Annotated in this window: 12 protein-coding genes; 7 read left to right on the top strand and 5 right to left on the bottom strand. The window is 66.9% G+C overall.

Annotated features, from left to right (window positions below; all coding sequences use genetic code 11):
* The first annotated feature begins 51 nt into the window (after window positions 1-51).
* On the top strand, window positions 52-1587 hold the full coding sequence (locus tag NLI89_RS00465) for an amino acid permease (RefSeq protein WP_254685186.1): 1536 nt from the start codon (window positions 52-54) through the stop codon (window positions 1585-1587).
* Between the two features lie 161 nt (window positions 1588-1748).
* On the opposite strand, the gene NLI89_RS00470 is transcribed toward NLI89_RS00465, so the two are convergent.
* The gene (locus NLI89_RS00470) at window positions 1749-2747 is read right to left on the bottom strand and encodes an adenosine kinase (RefSeq protein WP_254685187.1); all 999 of its coding nucleotides are present in this window, start codon (window positions 2745-2747) and stop codon (window positions 1749-1751) included.
* A gap of 577 nt (window positions 2748-3324) precedes the next feature.
* On the opposite strand from NLI89_RS00470, the gene NLI89_RS00475 reads away from it, so the two are divergent.
* Complete coding sequence (locus NLI89_RS00475; protein ID WP_254685188.1) at window positions 3325-4014, top strand: EI24 domain-containing protein; 690 nt, start codon at window positions 3325-3327, stop codon at window positions 4012-4014.
* Window positions 4011-4382: a hypothetical protein gene (locus NLI89_RS00480; RefSeq protein ID WP_254685189.1), complete on the top strand. Its 372-nt coding sequence runs from the start codon at window positions 4011-4013 to the stop codon at window positions 4380-4382. Before NLI89_RS00475 ends, NLI89_RS00480 begins: the two co-directional genes overlap by 4 nt.
* Here the strand turns inward: NLI89_RS00480 and NLI89_RS00485 are convergent.
* Both NLI89_RS00485 and queG read right to left on the bottom strand, forming a co-directional pair.
* Complete coding sequence (locus NLI89_RS00485; RefSeq protein WP_254685190.1) at window positions 4295-5338, bottom strand: phosphatase PAP2 family protein; 1044 nt, start codon at window positions 5336-5338, stop codon at window positions 4295-4297. The genes NLI89_RS00480 and NLI89_RS00485 overlap by 88 nt on opposite strands.
* Before the next feature lie 62 nt (window positions 5339-5400).
* The gene (gene queG / locus NLI89_RS00490; RefSeq protein WP_254685191.1) at window positions 5401-6465 is read right to left on the bottom strand and encodes a tRNA epoxyqueuosine(34) reductase QueG; all 1065 of its coding nucleotides are present in this window, start codon (window positions 6463-6465) and stop codon (window positions 5401-5403) included.
* Window positions 6466-6509: 44 nt separating this feature from the next.
* Between queG and NLI89_RS00495 the strand changes: the two genes are divergently transcribed.
* From NLI89_RS00495 to msrB, 4 genes are all read left to right on the top strand, one after another.
* Window positions 6510-7436, top strand: a complete 927-nt coding sequence (locus NLI89_RS00495; protein WP_254685192.1) for an ABC transporter ATP-binding protein — start codon at window positions 6510-6512, stop codon at window positions 7434-7436.
* Window positions 7433-8668, top strand: a complete 1236-nt coding sequence (locus tag NLI89_RS00500) for an ABC transporter permease (protein ID WP_254685193.1) — start codon at window positions 7433-7435, stop codon at window positions 8666-8668. Before NLI89_RS00495 ends, NLI89_RS00500 begins: the two co-directional genes overlap by 4 nt.
* A 213-nt stretch (window positions 8669-8881) precedes the next feature.
* A complete protein-coding gene (locus NLI89_RS00505) occupies window positions 8882-10120 on the top strand; it encodes a cytochrome P450 (RefSeq protein WP_254685194.1) in 1239 nt (412 codons plus the stop codon).
* A 62-nt stretch (window positions 10121-10182) separates the two neighbouring features.
* Window positions 10183-10671, top strand: coding sequence for a peptide-methionine (R)-S-oxide reductase MsrB (gene msrB, locus NLI89_RS00510; protein WP_235983014.1), 489 nt, complete (start codon window positions 10183-10185; stop codon window positions 10669-10671).
* A 368-nt stretch (window positions 10672-11039) separates the two neighbouring features.
* Here msrB and NLI89_RS00515 read toward each other — a convergent pair whose 3' ends face one another.
* Together NLI89_RS00515 and NLI89_RS00520 are read right to left on the bottom strand one after the other, a co-directional pair.
* On the bottom strand, window positions 11040-11663 hold the full coding sequence (locus tag NLI89_RS00515; RefSeq protein ID WP_254685195.1) for a CHAP domain-containing protein: 624 nt from the start codon (window positions 11661-11663) through the stop codon (window positions 11040-11042).
* A 136-nt stretch (window positions 11664-11799) separates the two neighbouring features.
* Window positions 11800-13689 carry a M1 family metallopeptidase gene (locus NLI89_RS00520; protein WP_254685196.1) on the bottom strand — a complete coding sequence of 630 codons (1890 nt, stop codon included), beginning with the start codon at window positions 13687-13689 and terminating at the stop codon, window positions 11800-11802.
* Window positions 13690-13770: the final 81 nt, after the last annotated feature.

The raw sequence follows: 13770 nt of genomic DNA on the forward strand, positions 1-13770 counted from the left end.
AGCAAGGGGGCCATGTTGACCCGGCCCTCGTCATCCCCGGGGGGTACCGAATTGATTTTTGGTCGCGTAAAATCGCTGGACGCCATTCTGGCGACGGCGGAGAAGAAATCGCTCCACCGATCGCTGGGTGCGTTCCAGCTTACCATGCTCGGCATCGGCTGCGTGATCGGGACGGGCATCTTCGTGCTGACGTCCGCCGCCGCGCAGAAGGCCGGGCCGGGCATGATCCTGAGCTTCATCGTCGCCGGCGCGGTCTGCGTCGTGGCGGCGCTCTGCTATGCCGAGATCGCGGCGATGGCCCCGGTCGCCGGCTCCGCCTACACCTATACCTATTCGGTGATGGGCGAGTTGCTCGCCTGGACCGTCGGCTGGGCCCTGATCCTCGAATATGCAGTGGCCGCCAGCGCCGTGTCGGTCGGGTGGTCCGGCTATTTCTCGGGCTCGATCCTGCGAGAAACGTTCGGGATAGACCTGCCGCTCTGGCTGGCCGCGGGGCCGTACGTGCCGGGCGGTTTCATCAACCTGCCCGCGGTCGTCATCTCGCTGCTCGTCACCTGGCTGCTGATGATCGGCACGACCGAGAGCGCACGCGTCAACGCGGTGCTGGTGACGATCAAGGTCGTCGCGCTGACCGCCTTCGTCGCGCTCACGCTGCCGAAGACGCATGGCGGTAATTTCGAGCCGTTCCTTCCCACCGGCATCCTCGGCAGCAACGGCCTCGGCGTGGTCGGTGCGGCGGCGACGATCTTCTTCGCCTATGTCGGGTTCGACGCGGTCTCGACCGCCGCCGAGGAAACCAAGGATCCGCAGCGAAATGTGCCGATCGGCCTGATCGCGTCGCTTGGCATCTGCACCGTGTTCTACATGCTGGTCGCGGCAGGCGCGATCGGGACGATCGGTGGCCAGCCGCTGTTCGGGCCTGACGGGGTGCCCTTCACGACCGGTTCGCCCGAACTGGCGCGTGCCTGCCTGATCCCTGCCAATGCGCAGGCGCTGGTGTGTTCGAACGAAGCGCTGGCACACGTGCTGCGCCAGATCGGCTATGCGAATGTCGGCAACTGGATGGGCTATGCGGCGGGGCTCGCGCTGCCGTCGGTGATCCTGATCCTGATGTTCGGCCAGACCCGCATCTTCTTCGTGATGAGCCGCGACGGCCTGTTGCCGGAAGTGCTGAGCCGCGTGCATCCGAAGTGGAAGACGCCCTATATCGTGACCGCGATCACCGGGCTGTTCGTGGCGTTCGCCGCGGCGTTCCTGCCGGTCGGCCAGCTGGCGGACATCGCCAATGCGGGCACGCTGTACGCGTTCATGATGGTCGCGATCGCGCTGCTGATCCTGCGCAAGCGCGAGCCGAACCGGCATCGTCCATTCCGCACGCCGGCCGCGTGGATCGTCGCGCCGCTGACGATCGTCGGCTGCATCGGGCTGTACTTCTCGCTGCCGTACGAGGCGATGGCGGTGCTGCCGATCTGGGGCGCGGTCGGGCTCGTGATCTACTTCCTGTACGGCTACCGGAAGAGCTATCTGGGTCGCGGGATGGCCGATGGCGGCGAGCCGATCGACATGGCGCCGCCGGGCTCGCACTGAGACCCGACGCGAAAAGGGCCGCGGGAGGAAACTCCCGCGGCCCTTTTTCTTGCTTCCGTCATGCCGGGCTCGTTCCGGCATCCACCGTTCCGCGTACCCACAGCCCGTGAATTTGCGGGACGGTGGACCCCGGAACAAGTCCGGGGTGACGGAGGTGCGAGTCAGCCGATGTGTTTGGCGGCGAGCGCCTTCATGTCGACCATCGGGCGGGCGCCGACATGGCTGATGATCTCGGCCGCGCAGACCGCGCCGAGCTTCAGCGAGGCGTGCAGGTCGTAGCCCTGCGCCTGGCCGTGGAGGAAGCCGGCCGCAAACAGGTCGCCGGCGCCGGTGGTGTCGACGACCTTGGCGATCGGCTCGGCCTTCACCTCGGCGCGATTGCCGTTCTGGAGCGCGCAGGCGCCGTGCTCGCCGCGGGTGACAACCAAAGTCGGGACCTGCGCGGAGATCTTGGCGACGGCTGCGTCGAAGTCGTCCGTCTCGGCGAGCGCGGCGAGTTCGCTCTCGTTGGCGAACAGGATGTCGACCAGGCCGTCGCTGAGCAGCTGGCGGAAATCGCCGCCGTGGCGCGAGATGCAGAACACGTCGCTGAGCGTGAAGGCGACTTTCCGGCCGGCGTCGCGCGCGCAATCGATCGCGGCGCGCATCGCGGCGCGCGGCTCCTCGGGATCCCAGAGATAGCCTTCGAGGTACAGGATCGCGCTGTCGGCGATCATCGCGGTGTCGATCGCCGCGGCGGGGAGGAACTGCCCTGCGCCGAGGAAGGTGTTCATCGTGCGCTGGCCGTCGGGGGTGACGAAGATCAGGCAGCGGCCGGTGGTCGGGTCGCCGGCGCGGACGGGCGTCGCGAACTCGATGCCGATGCTGCGGACGTCGTGCGCGAAGACCTGGCCGAGCTGGTCGTCAGCGACCTGGCCGATGAACCCGCATTTGCCGCCGAGCGCAGCGATGCCGGCGACCGTGTTGGCAGCCGACCCGCCGGAGATTTCCATGCCCGGGCCCATCTTGGCGTAGAGCGCGTCGGCTTCCTCGGACGAGAACATGAGCTGCATCGAGCCCTTGGCGACGCCGATCTCCGCGATGAACGCGTCGTCGGCGGTGCTGAGGATGTCGACGATGGCGTTGCCGATCGCGACGACGTCGTAAGTGGGTGTGCTCAAGGGGGAACTCCGGGGATGCGGGAAAGCCTTGCCGTAAATGGCGGGGGGGATTGGTGCAACCGGCGTGGGGGGTGGTGCGTGCGGACGCGGGGGACGTGGCCGACGCCATCGGGACCGTTGGAGCTGGAACAGGCCACCACCCCGGCGGAGGCCGGGGCCCAATTGGAAAGGTGGTAGTAACGGAGCACCGCGTCACGTCATCGGCGTCCCCCAATTGGGCCCCGGCCTCCGCCGGGGTGGTAGCCTTTGTTGCTGGCTTCCGCGACCTACTCGATTCTAGCGATCACGACGATCACCCCGGTCACGGCGGTGACGGCGGTGACGCCTGTGCAGCAGGTGTTGGTCGATCCATGCGCCCGTTGCAGCCGCGCGCCCCTCTGTTCCCTCGCGAACGCGGGGGTCCAGGGTCTCGGGCGGTGTTCGTGGTTTAGCTGGGCCCCCGCGTCCGCGGGGGAACGGGTTATGTTATGCGTTCTTTCAGAGATCGCGCTTTCGGGGATCGCGCTCTCAGATATCGCGCACCTACAAAACTCGGAGCTTCGTTGACCTTGCGCCGCCCCCGCGTCATCCCGTCCACATGATCCGCGCCTTCCTCCTCTCGCTCCGGCAGCTCACCGATCCCCCGATTCTCCGCGTGTTCGTGAAGTCGATGGCGGTGACGTTGCTCGTGTTCGCCGTGGCGGGCGTCGGCACATGGTGGGGGACGCAGGCGGCGCTGGCGGCGTGGCTTGGGTGGGATGCGGACGGGCTGGCGGCGGCGTTCGCGCTATTCGTCACGATCCTGGCGCTGTGGCTGCTGTTCCGCGCGGTCGCGATCGCGGTCGTCGGGGTGTTCGCGGACGAGGTCGTCGCGGCGGTCGAGGCTCGGCATTACCCCGACGCGCTGAAGACCGCGCGGCCGGTGCCGTTCGCCCGGAGCGTCGCGATGGGGCTCCGGTCGGCGGGCCGTGTGGTGCTCGTCAACCTGCTGATGTTGCCCGTCTACATCGCGCTGCTCGTCACCGGAGTCGGTACCGCGGCCGCGTTCTTCGTCGTCAATGGCTGGCTGCTCGGGCGCGATCTCGGCGACATGGTGGCGGCACGGCATATGGATGCGGCGGCGATGCGGGGCTGGCGTGCGACGACGAAGGGCGGGCGGTTCGTGCTGGGGCTTGCGAACACCGGGCTGTTCGTGGTTCCGATCCTCAACATCGCCGCCCCGGTTCTCGGCGCGGCGATGGCGACGCATTATTTCCACACCCGGTATTCACTCAAAGGCCGATCATGACGCGACTGACAACTATCGGCATCGCGCTGGCACTCGGCGGCGGCCTCGCGGGTTGCGCGGCACCGGTCGCCAAGCCCGCGGTCGGGCGTCCGGCGATCCCGTATACGAGCGTCGGCCTGGAGCGCGTGCTGGGGCAGGACGCCGCCGGCCTGACCAAGCTGTTCGGCCAGCCCGACGCCGATGTCCGGGAAGGCTCGGCGCGCAAGCTCCAGTTCCAGAGCGGCATCTGCGTGCTCGACGCGTATCTCTATCCCAAGGGCTCGGAAGCCCCCCGCGTCACCTATATCGACGCCCGCGAACCCGACGGCAGCACCATCGACCGCGCCAGTTGCGTCGCGGCGCTGACCCGGCGCGAGGGGGGACGGTAGGCCTTACCCGTCTCGGTCGCTGGCTCGCCATTTTTGCGCGCTATCGATATCCCGATCACCGCGATCACGCAGCCGGCGGCAATGTCGATCAAATAATGCCCGCCGATAGGAACCGCGGACAGGAGCATGGCGCCGTTGAGCAGGATCGCAGGCCAGCGGATCGCACGCACCGGCCACGCACCCCAGGCGAGGATGACCGCCGCGGCGGCATGGAAGCTGGGAAAGGTAACGATCCCGTCAAGATCGACAAAGCCGATATGATGCAGCGTTCCGGCGCGCAATTCGGCGAGCAGTGCCGCCTGGTGCCATGGCGTGGGATCGCGCATCGCAGGGACATCCGCCGCCGCCAGACCGAAATAGGCATAGGCGCCGACCCCGGGAAACAGCGCGAAGAGCAGGCAAGTGACGGACAACGTCACCAGCCATGCCGTCAAGAACGCCCACACCCGGTCCGTTCGACCCGACAAACCAAGCATCGCGATCAGAACCACGGGTTGCCAGCCGATGCTTTCATACACCCAGTTCGCGGCGCCCATCAGCGCGCGTCGATGCGACAGCCACAGCATTGCTGCCCGCCAATCGAGCGTCGGGACCGCCACATGATCGATTGCCGCCAGCATCGGGTCGACCAGCGGCCGATCGCCCGTTGCCAGAACGAACGTCAGCAGCGTGACACCGACACATCCAGTCATGAACAAACCGCACCCTTGCGCGATCGTCGCGAGCCGGTCGAATCCACGGCCACGGAGGCATAGGCCCATCAAGATCGGCGTACCGATGATCGCCACTGCCATGGCGAATTCGTCCACGGCGATCGTCAGGTGGCGGGCGACCATGCCAAGCAGCGCAACGATCCACGCGATCGCGACCATCGCATAGGCGGGGGCCGCTCCGTTCGTCATGATCGGTCGCGACAATGGCTCCAACCGGGCGAACGATACGATATTCACGCGCATGCAACCTCCCCTTGTCGCTACCCGGTAGCAGTGGAGATGTTACGAACCCGGTAAGAGCGCCATCATGCGGCGAGTGTACCAAGCCGTTGAAGCGCCCAACCGGCGGCTTCGCGGACCACGGCGTTTTCGTCCGAGAGCAAGTGTTGCACGAGGGGCGCCAGTTCCAGGTCGCCGCTGTTGCCCGCTGCGATCAGGGCGTTGCGGATCATGCGGTCGCGGCCGATGCGCTTGATGGGGGAGCCGGCGAACACCGTGCGGAAGGTGGGGTCGTCCAGCGCGAGGATGTCGGCCAACTCCGGCGCGACCAGTTCCGCGCGAGGATGAAAGGCGAGGTTGGCGTTGGCCGCGGCGGCGAACTTGTTCCAGGGGCAGACGGCGAGGCAGTCGTCGCAGCCGTAGATGCGGTTGCCGATCGCGGCGCGGAATTCGTGTGGGATCGGGCCGGCATGCTCGATCGTGAGGTAGGAAATGCAGCGGCGGGCGTCGAGCTGGTATGGCCGCGGGAAGGCGTCGGTCGGGCAGGCGGTCTGGCACGCGTCGCAACTGCCGCAGGTGTCGACGCCGCCGCGGTCCGGTTCCAGGTCCAGCGTCGTGTAGATCGCGCCGAGGAACAGCCAGCTTCCGTGGTCGCGACTGACGAGGTTGGTGTGTTTGCCCTGCCAGCCGAGGCCGGCGGCTTCGGCGAGCGGCTTTTCCATGACCGGCGCGGTGTCGACGAACACTTTTAGATCGAACGGCGGCATGTCGCGGCCCGCTTCCTGCGCAAGCCAGCGGCCGAGCGCCTTCAACTGGCGCTTCACGACGTCGTGATAATCCGGGCCCTGCGCATAGACCGAGATGCGCCCTACCCCGCCCTCGTCCGCCAGCCGCAACGGATCGTCCTTCGGTGCGTAGCTCATCCCGAGCGCGATCACGCTGCGGACTTCGGGCCACAATCCGGCTGGGCTCTCGCGGTGGTGCTTGCGCTCCTCCATCCAGATCATGTCGCCGTGGCGGCCGTCCGCGAGCCATTGGTGGAGGCGTTCGCCGGCACGTGGTGCTGCATCGGCGTGCGCGATTCCGCAGGCGGCAAAACCCAATTCGGCCGCTTTGGCCTTAAGTCGGTGTTCCAGCTTGTCTTGCGCCACGTACGCCCGCTACCACGACGTCACCCTCGGGAGGAAGATTGCGCGTGAACGATGAATGGGCAGTCGCCGCGAGCGGGATCGTGAAGCGGTTCGGCGACCGGCGCGTGGTCGACGGGGTGGACATCATGGTGCCGCGCGGCTCGGTGTACGGCGTGCTCGGGCCCAATGGCGCCGGCAAGACGACCACCCTGCGCATGCTGCTCGGGATCATCGAGCCCGACGAGGGATCGCGGACACTGCTCGGCTATGACAATCCGCGCGATGCGAGCGACCGGGTCGGCTATCTGCCCGAGGAGCGCGGGCTGTATCCGGCGATGAAGGCGCGCGAGGCGATCGCGTTCCTGGGGGCGCTGCGCGGGCTCGACTGGAAGACCGGGCGCGAGCGCGCGGTGGTGCTGATGGAGGCCGCCGGGCTCGGCCATGCGGTCGACGAGAAGATCCGGAAACTGTCGAAGGGCATGGCGCAGCTGGTGCAGCTGCTTGGGTCGGTGGTGCACCAGCCCGACCTGCTCGTGCTCGACGAGCCGTTTTCCGGGCTCGATCCGGTCAACCAGGAGCGGCTCGAGGCGCTGATCCTTGCAGAGCGGGACCGCGGTGCGACGATCCTGTTCTCGACGCACATCATGAGCCATGCCGAGCGGCTGTGCGACCGGCTGGCGATCATCGCCGGCGGCAAGCGGCGGTTCGAGGGGACGGTGGCCGACGCGCGGGGAATCCTGCCGCAACGGGTGCATTATACGCCGCATCGGCCGGACCCGGCGGTTCGCGGCGTGTTGCCTGCGGATGCGGTGGCGGACGGGGATAGCTGGCGGTTCGAGCTGCCGAACGAGGGGATCGAGAGTTTGCTCGTGAGGTTGATCGACGCGGGGTACGGGATTTCGGGGCTGTCGATCGAGCGGCCCGGGCTGCACGAGGCGTTCGTCCGGATCGTCGGCCAGCATGGCGACGTCGCGCAGGAGCAGGCGGCATGACGCGCTTCCGTCGAACGCTCCGCCAGACCATGACGATCGCACGCCGTGATTTCATCGCCACGGTGTTCACGCCGATCTTCCTGCTGTTCCTGTTCGCGCCGCTGATCATGGGATCGTTCGGCGCGATCGGTGGGCTGGGCGCGGCGAGCGTCAGCGGCGGCGCGCAGGACAAGACGCGGATCATCGCGATCGTCCCCGCGGCGACATCGCGGCCGATCGCCGAGGCCGATACGCGATTGCGCGGGGTGTTCCGCGAGGACGAAGCCCCGCCGGCGCTGACCATTGTCGCACCGTTGGCCGATCCGGCGGCGCAGGCGCGCGCGGCCTTCGAGACGAAGGATATCGATGCGTCGGCCGTGATCTATGGTCCGCTCGACGCGCCGCAGATCCTGTACGGACCGCGCGGGAAGCGATCGGCGGATTATCTCGGGTTGCTCGCGCAGACGACGCTGGCGGCGGAGAAGCTCGGCGGTACGCTGCCGACGATCGCGGCGACCAAGACGCGGATCACGCGATCGACCACCTCGGTCGGGGGGCAGCACCAGTCGGCGTTCTTCGCGGTGTTCGGGATCTTTTTCCTGACCTTGTTCCTGTCGGGGCAGGTCGTCGGCACGATGGCCGAGGAGCGCAACAACAAGGTGATCGAGGTGCTGGCCGCTGCTGTGCCCTTGGAATCGGTGTTCTTCGGCAAGCTGATCGGGATGTTCGGCGTGGCGGTGCTGTTCGTCGCGTTCTGGGGCACCGTCGTCACGCAGATCACGACGCTGATGCCCGCGGGTGCGGCGGCGGCGCTGGGCGACCTGACGCCGGCGATCGGTGGTCCGATGTTCGCGCTGCTGTTCGCGGCGTATTTCAGCATGGCGTATCTGCTGCTCGGATCGGTGTTCCTGGGCGTGGGGGCGCAGGCGTCGACGATGCGCGAGATCCAGATGCTGTCGCTGCCGATCACGATCCTGCAGGTGGCGATGTTCGGGCTATCGTCGGCGGCGGTCTCGCATCCCGGCACCTGGATCGCGACGGTCGCCGAGCTGTTTCCGCTGTCCTCGCCGTTCGCGATGGCCGGGCGGGCGGCGAACTCGGCCGAACTGTGGCCGCATGTCGCGGCGCTGGCGTGGCAGGCGTTGTGGGTGACGATCTTTATCTCGGTCGGGGCGCGGCTGTTCCGGCGGGGCGTGCTGCAATCCGGGAGCGCGCGGCCTTTCTGGCGGCGGAAGGCGAAGGCGGCCGCTTAGGATTTTGGATTCCTCCCCCGCCAGGGGGAGGTGGCGCCGAAGGCGACGGAGGGGGAGGCAGGCGCCACACCTGTTCCGTGTCCTCCCCCTCCGTCTGGCAAGTGCCAGCCACCTCCCCCTGGCGGGGGAGGATCGCTTAGGCACAATCCGGAGGAGCCTGTTGACATAAGTGTCAGCTAGGCCTTTCCTGTGGCAAAACACGGGAGAGAGACGATGGCGACTCTGGTGAGAGACGTGGCGCAGCATGCGGTCGATCCGCTCGATGTGAGCCGCGCCGAGCTGTACCGCGACGATGTGTGGCAGGCGCCGTTCGCCAAGCTGCGGGCCGAGTCGCCGGTCCATTATGTCGAGCATTCCGACTATGGGCCGTACTGGTCCGTCTCCACCTACAAGGGCATCGTCGAGGTCGAGTCGCTCCCCGATCTCTATTCCTCCGAGGCGGGCGGGATCACGATCGCGGATTTCGTCGCCGAGCGTGACGTCCGCATGCCGATGTTCATCGCGCGCGACCGGCCCGTGCATACCGGCCAGCGGCGGACCGTCGCGCCGGCCTTCACGCCGAGCGAGATGACGCGGATGTCGGGCGATATCCGGCGGCGGACAGCGGACATGCTCGACAGCCTGCCGTGGAACACGCCGTTCGACTGGGTGGATACGGTGGCGATCGAACTGACCACGCAGATGCTGGCTATCCTGTTCGATTTTCCCTGGGCGGACCGGCGGAAACTTACGTTCTGGTCGGACTGGGCGGGGGATATCGAGCTGGTGAAGACCGAGGAACTGCGCCAGCAGCGCCTCGTCCACATGTTCGAATGCGGATCGTATTTCAAAAACCTGTGGGATGCGAAGCTCGGCAAGGATCCGACGCCCGACCTGATCTCGATGATGATCCATTCGGACGCGATGAGCCACATGGATCACAACGAATTCATCGGGAACCTCATCCTGCTGATCGTCGGCGGCAACGACACGACGCGCAATTCGATGTCGGCGCTGGCGTATGGGCTGGACAAGTTTCCGGAGGCGCGCGCGAAGCTGGAGGCGGATCCGGGGCTGATCCCCAATGCGGTGAGCGAGATCCTCCGCTGGCAGACGCCGCTCGCGCACATGCGGCGGACCGCAACGGCCGACGCGGAACTGATGGGACAGCAGATCAAGGCGGGCGACAAGCTGGCGCTCTGGTATATCTCGGCGAACCGCGACGAGAGCGTGTTCGGGGACGATGCGGACGCGATCGTGGTGGATCGGCCGAACGCGCGGCGGCATCTGGCGTTCGGGCACGGCATCCACCGGTGCGTCGGTGCGCGGCTGGCGGAAATGCAGATCGCGATCCTGCTGGAGGAGATGGCCGCCCGCCGCATGCGGATCAACGTGCTGGCCGAGCCTACGCGGGTCGCGGCGTGCTTCGTCCACGGGTATCGCACGCTGCCGGTGGAAATCAGCAAATACTGAGGCTTGGCGTCACCTTATCGGTCGGTTCGCGCGTACCTATATCCCGAACCATGGAGACCGATATGACCCAGGACCGCCGCGCTTTTCTCACGCTTGCCGGGGCGGGCGCCGCCGGCTTTGCCTTGTGGGGGTGCTCGTCGCAGCCTGCGCAGGCGGCGGAGCGGTTCGAGGTTACGCTGACCGACGCGCAGTGGCGCAAGAAGCTCTCGCCGGATGCGTATAATACGCTGCGCAAGGAAGGTACCGAGCGCCCCTATTCGAGCCCGCTGAATGGCGAGCATCGTGCGGGGATCTTCTCGTGCGGCGGGTGCGCGTTGCCGAACTTCTCGTCGAAGACCAAGTTCGAAAGCGGGACCGGGTGGCCGAGCTTCTGGCAACCGCTGCCTAACGCGGTGCGGACGCGGGTGGATTCGACGCTTGGGATGGCGCGGACCGAGGTGCATTGCCGGCGGTGCGGGGGGCATCTCGGGCACGTGTTCGACGATGGGCCCAAGCCTACGGGCAAGCGGTACTGCATGAATGGCGATGCGCTGACGTTCAAGGCGGCTTGAGGGGGAGCGCCGTGAGCTTGTTCGGTGCGTATCGTTCCTGAGCACGTAAAGCTTGTTTCCCCGCGAAGGCGGGGATCCAGACTGGGCTCCCGCCTTCGCGGGAGAACAAGCGAGATAAGCTACCCGACACACTGTTCCCCCCCGGCGAAGGCCGGGGTCCAATTGGGAAACGTTGCTCATTGAGGGCTGCGACTCGTTACTGCGACCTCACCAATTGGGCCCCGGCCTTCGCCGGGGTGGTGCCTTTTGGGGGACGGTTGGAGTGCTGAACTAATTGGAGGCGATCAGTAGCGAAACACTCGACTGCTGATGTCAGAGCCGGCCGGGAGTGCCGCAGCGAGCCTCGCACCCAACCGCAAAAACAAACCTCAGTTCGCCTCGTTCACCAGCGTGAAGATGCCGCGGGGGTCGGTCGGGCCGTGCTGGATCGTGGCAAGCTGCGCGGCGTTGGCGCGCTGCGTTGCGGTGATGGTGCGGGTGGCGCTGGCCATCTGGTACGTGGGCTGTGCAGGCGCATCGATCGTGTCGCCGGCGGGCGCGTGGCCCGAATAGATGAAGCCCTTGGTCGGGTAGACCGAGGTGCCGAGGTCGCCCTGCGGACCGTACCAGACCTTGACCTTGCTCCAGTCGCCGGCGTCCGAGACGTCGATCGCGCGGACGTTGGTCTCGATCGCGCCGCGACGCGACCAGTTGGCGTGGGTGAGGAGGACTTCACGATCGCTGACGACCTTAGACACCATCGCGACATGGCCGACGCGCATCCGCGAGGTCGGCGAGAAAGCGAGAACCGCGCCTGCCTTCGGAGCATGGCCACGCTCGTAGCGGCCAGCGGCCTGATCCCACCAAGTGTTTGCGTTGCCGCGGATTTCGATCCCCGAAACCGAGCGGGCGAACGTGACACACTGCCAAAACTGGGCTGCTGCCGGTGTGGCCGTCATCAGGCCGCACGATACCACCAGCGCAAAACGCGCTGCTAACGCCTTGAAATTCATCGAGACCCCCCGGCCAAAACCCGTTCGTCACAGTCTGGCTACGGGAGGTTCGAATTAATTGAAATACGTGGCGGAACCATATCCGACGAAGCGTGTTACCGCGCCGACCAACGCCCAAAACATGGCCCCGCCAGGCTCAGTTCATCAGTTTCCAGCCGGTTATGCGGTCCACGGTGACCTGCGTGACCGCATGATAGCCCGGCCGCGCCTTGCCGTAGATGTCCATCGCCAGCTTGTGGCCCCAGTCGCCCGAGTCCATCATCTGCTGGAACAGCGGCGCGACGAACTTGCGCCTCCCCTGCGAGGTCAGGAACTGCTCGGCCGAGGCGTCGGCGGGCGCATAGTGGTTGGCGAGCGCAAGTTGCAGCCAGGCGAAGCGGATCTCCGAATTGCCCGTCGTGTTCCAGCCGAACGTGGCGTCGAGTGTCTTCAACCGCTCGGCCGGGAGTTTGCGCGGCAATTGCGTGATGAAGCGCGTGATCTCCTGCGTGGTCGCCTTGCCCGGAACGGCGGACACCGGACCGCCTGCTGCGTATGCCTTGGCCGCCGCATCGACCGCGGGGAACGCGGCGGACGTCACATGCACCGCGTTCGCCGGGATACCGGGTTGGTAGACCCAGGTGTCGACGCCGATCGTCTTGGCTTCGGCGGGGGTCAGCAGCTTCGACTTGAGGTCGGCGAGGAAGCCGGCGCTGGTCTGCGGCTGGAAGGCGTGGCGGTCGAAATAGCTGCGGAGATACGCGTCCCACCGCGCGCGGCCGACCTGCTTCTCGATCGTGCGGAGGAAGGCCGCGCCCTTGTCGTAGGCGATCTGCGTCATCCCGTCGTCGGGGTCGCGCGATGCGTCGAGTTCAAGGTGGAGTTGCGTGTCCTTCGCGGAGGGGCCGCCGGCCTCCTTCACCGCGGCGAGCATGTCGGTCCAGGCGAGGTCGGCCTCCATGTCGGCGCGGCGCTTGCCGTGTAGCGCCTCCATGATCCGGTTCTCGAAATAGCTGGTGAAGCCTTCGTTGAGCCAGAAATCGTCCCAGGTGGCGTTCGTCACGAGGTTGCCGGACCAGCTGTGTGCGAGTTCATGCGCGATCAGCGAGACGAGGCTGCGGTCGCCGGCGATCGCGGTCGGCGTGGCGAAGGTGAGCGTCGGGTTCTCCATGCCGCCGAACGGGAACGACGGCGGCAGGACCAGCACGTCGTAGCGGCCCCAGCGATATGGGCCGTACAGCCCCTCGGCGGCGGCGACGAACTTCTCGAGCTCGCCGAATTCATAGGCGGCCTTGGGCAGGGTCGCGGGTTCGGCCCATATGCCGGTGCGCGGGCCGGTCGACTTGAACGCGATGTCGCCGACCGCGAGCGCGATCAGATAGGGCGCGACGGGCTTGTCCATCTTGTATTCGAACGTGCAGCGATCGGCGGTGCAGGTTTTACCCGCAGCATCGGCGGCACGGTCCCCGCTCATCACCGCGGTGAGTTGCTTGGGAACGGCGATCTTCGCTTCCCAGGTATGGCGGATGCCGGGGGAGTCCTGCGTCGGGATCCAGCTGCGATTGAGGATCGCCTCGCCCTGGCTGAACAGGAAGGGCTGCTTCTTGCCCGCGGTCTGCGCGGGGGTGAGCCATTGCAGCGCGTTCGCGTCGGGGGAAGAGGCGTAGGCGATGCGGATTTTCTTGGCGCCGTTGAGCGTGACGGTGAGCGGCGCGCCGTGGATCTTGTCGACCGCGCCGACCGAGTAGGGGAGCGGTTTGCCGGCCATGTAGTTGATGTTGACGATCTTCAGGCCGTTGTCGTCGAGTACGACTTGCTTGGCACCGGGGGCCGCGAGGATGTCGAGGGTGGCGATGCCGCGGATGACGTGGGTGTCGAAGTCGGCGGCTAGATCCAGCGCGACGTGCGTGACGCGGGCTTCGGTCGGGCGGGCGTAGCTGTGCGGGTCGCGGGCGTCGGGGGTGGTGAGGATCGGGGCGATCGTCTGGGCGACGGCGGGGCTGGCGAGGACGAGCGTCAGGGCGGTGGCTAGTGCGGGGATGCGCATGGGAACTCCGATGGTGCCGTTCCTAGAGGGGGGAAGGCCAAGCTTAGGTCCTACCGTGCGGGTCCGCTTGCTGGAAGGGTG

Source organism: Sphingomonas faeni, from assembly GCF_024273235.1.
Classification (GTDB): Bacteria; Pseudomonadota; Alphaproteobacteria; order Sphingomonadales; family Sphingomonadaceae; genus Sphingomonas; species Sphingomonas faeni_A.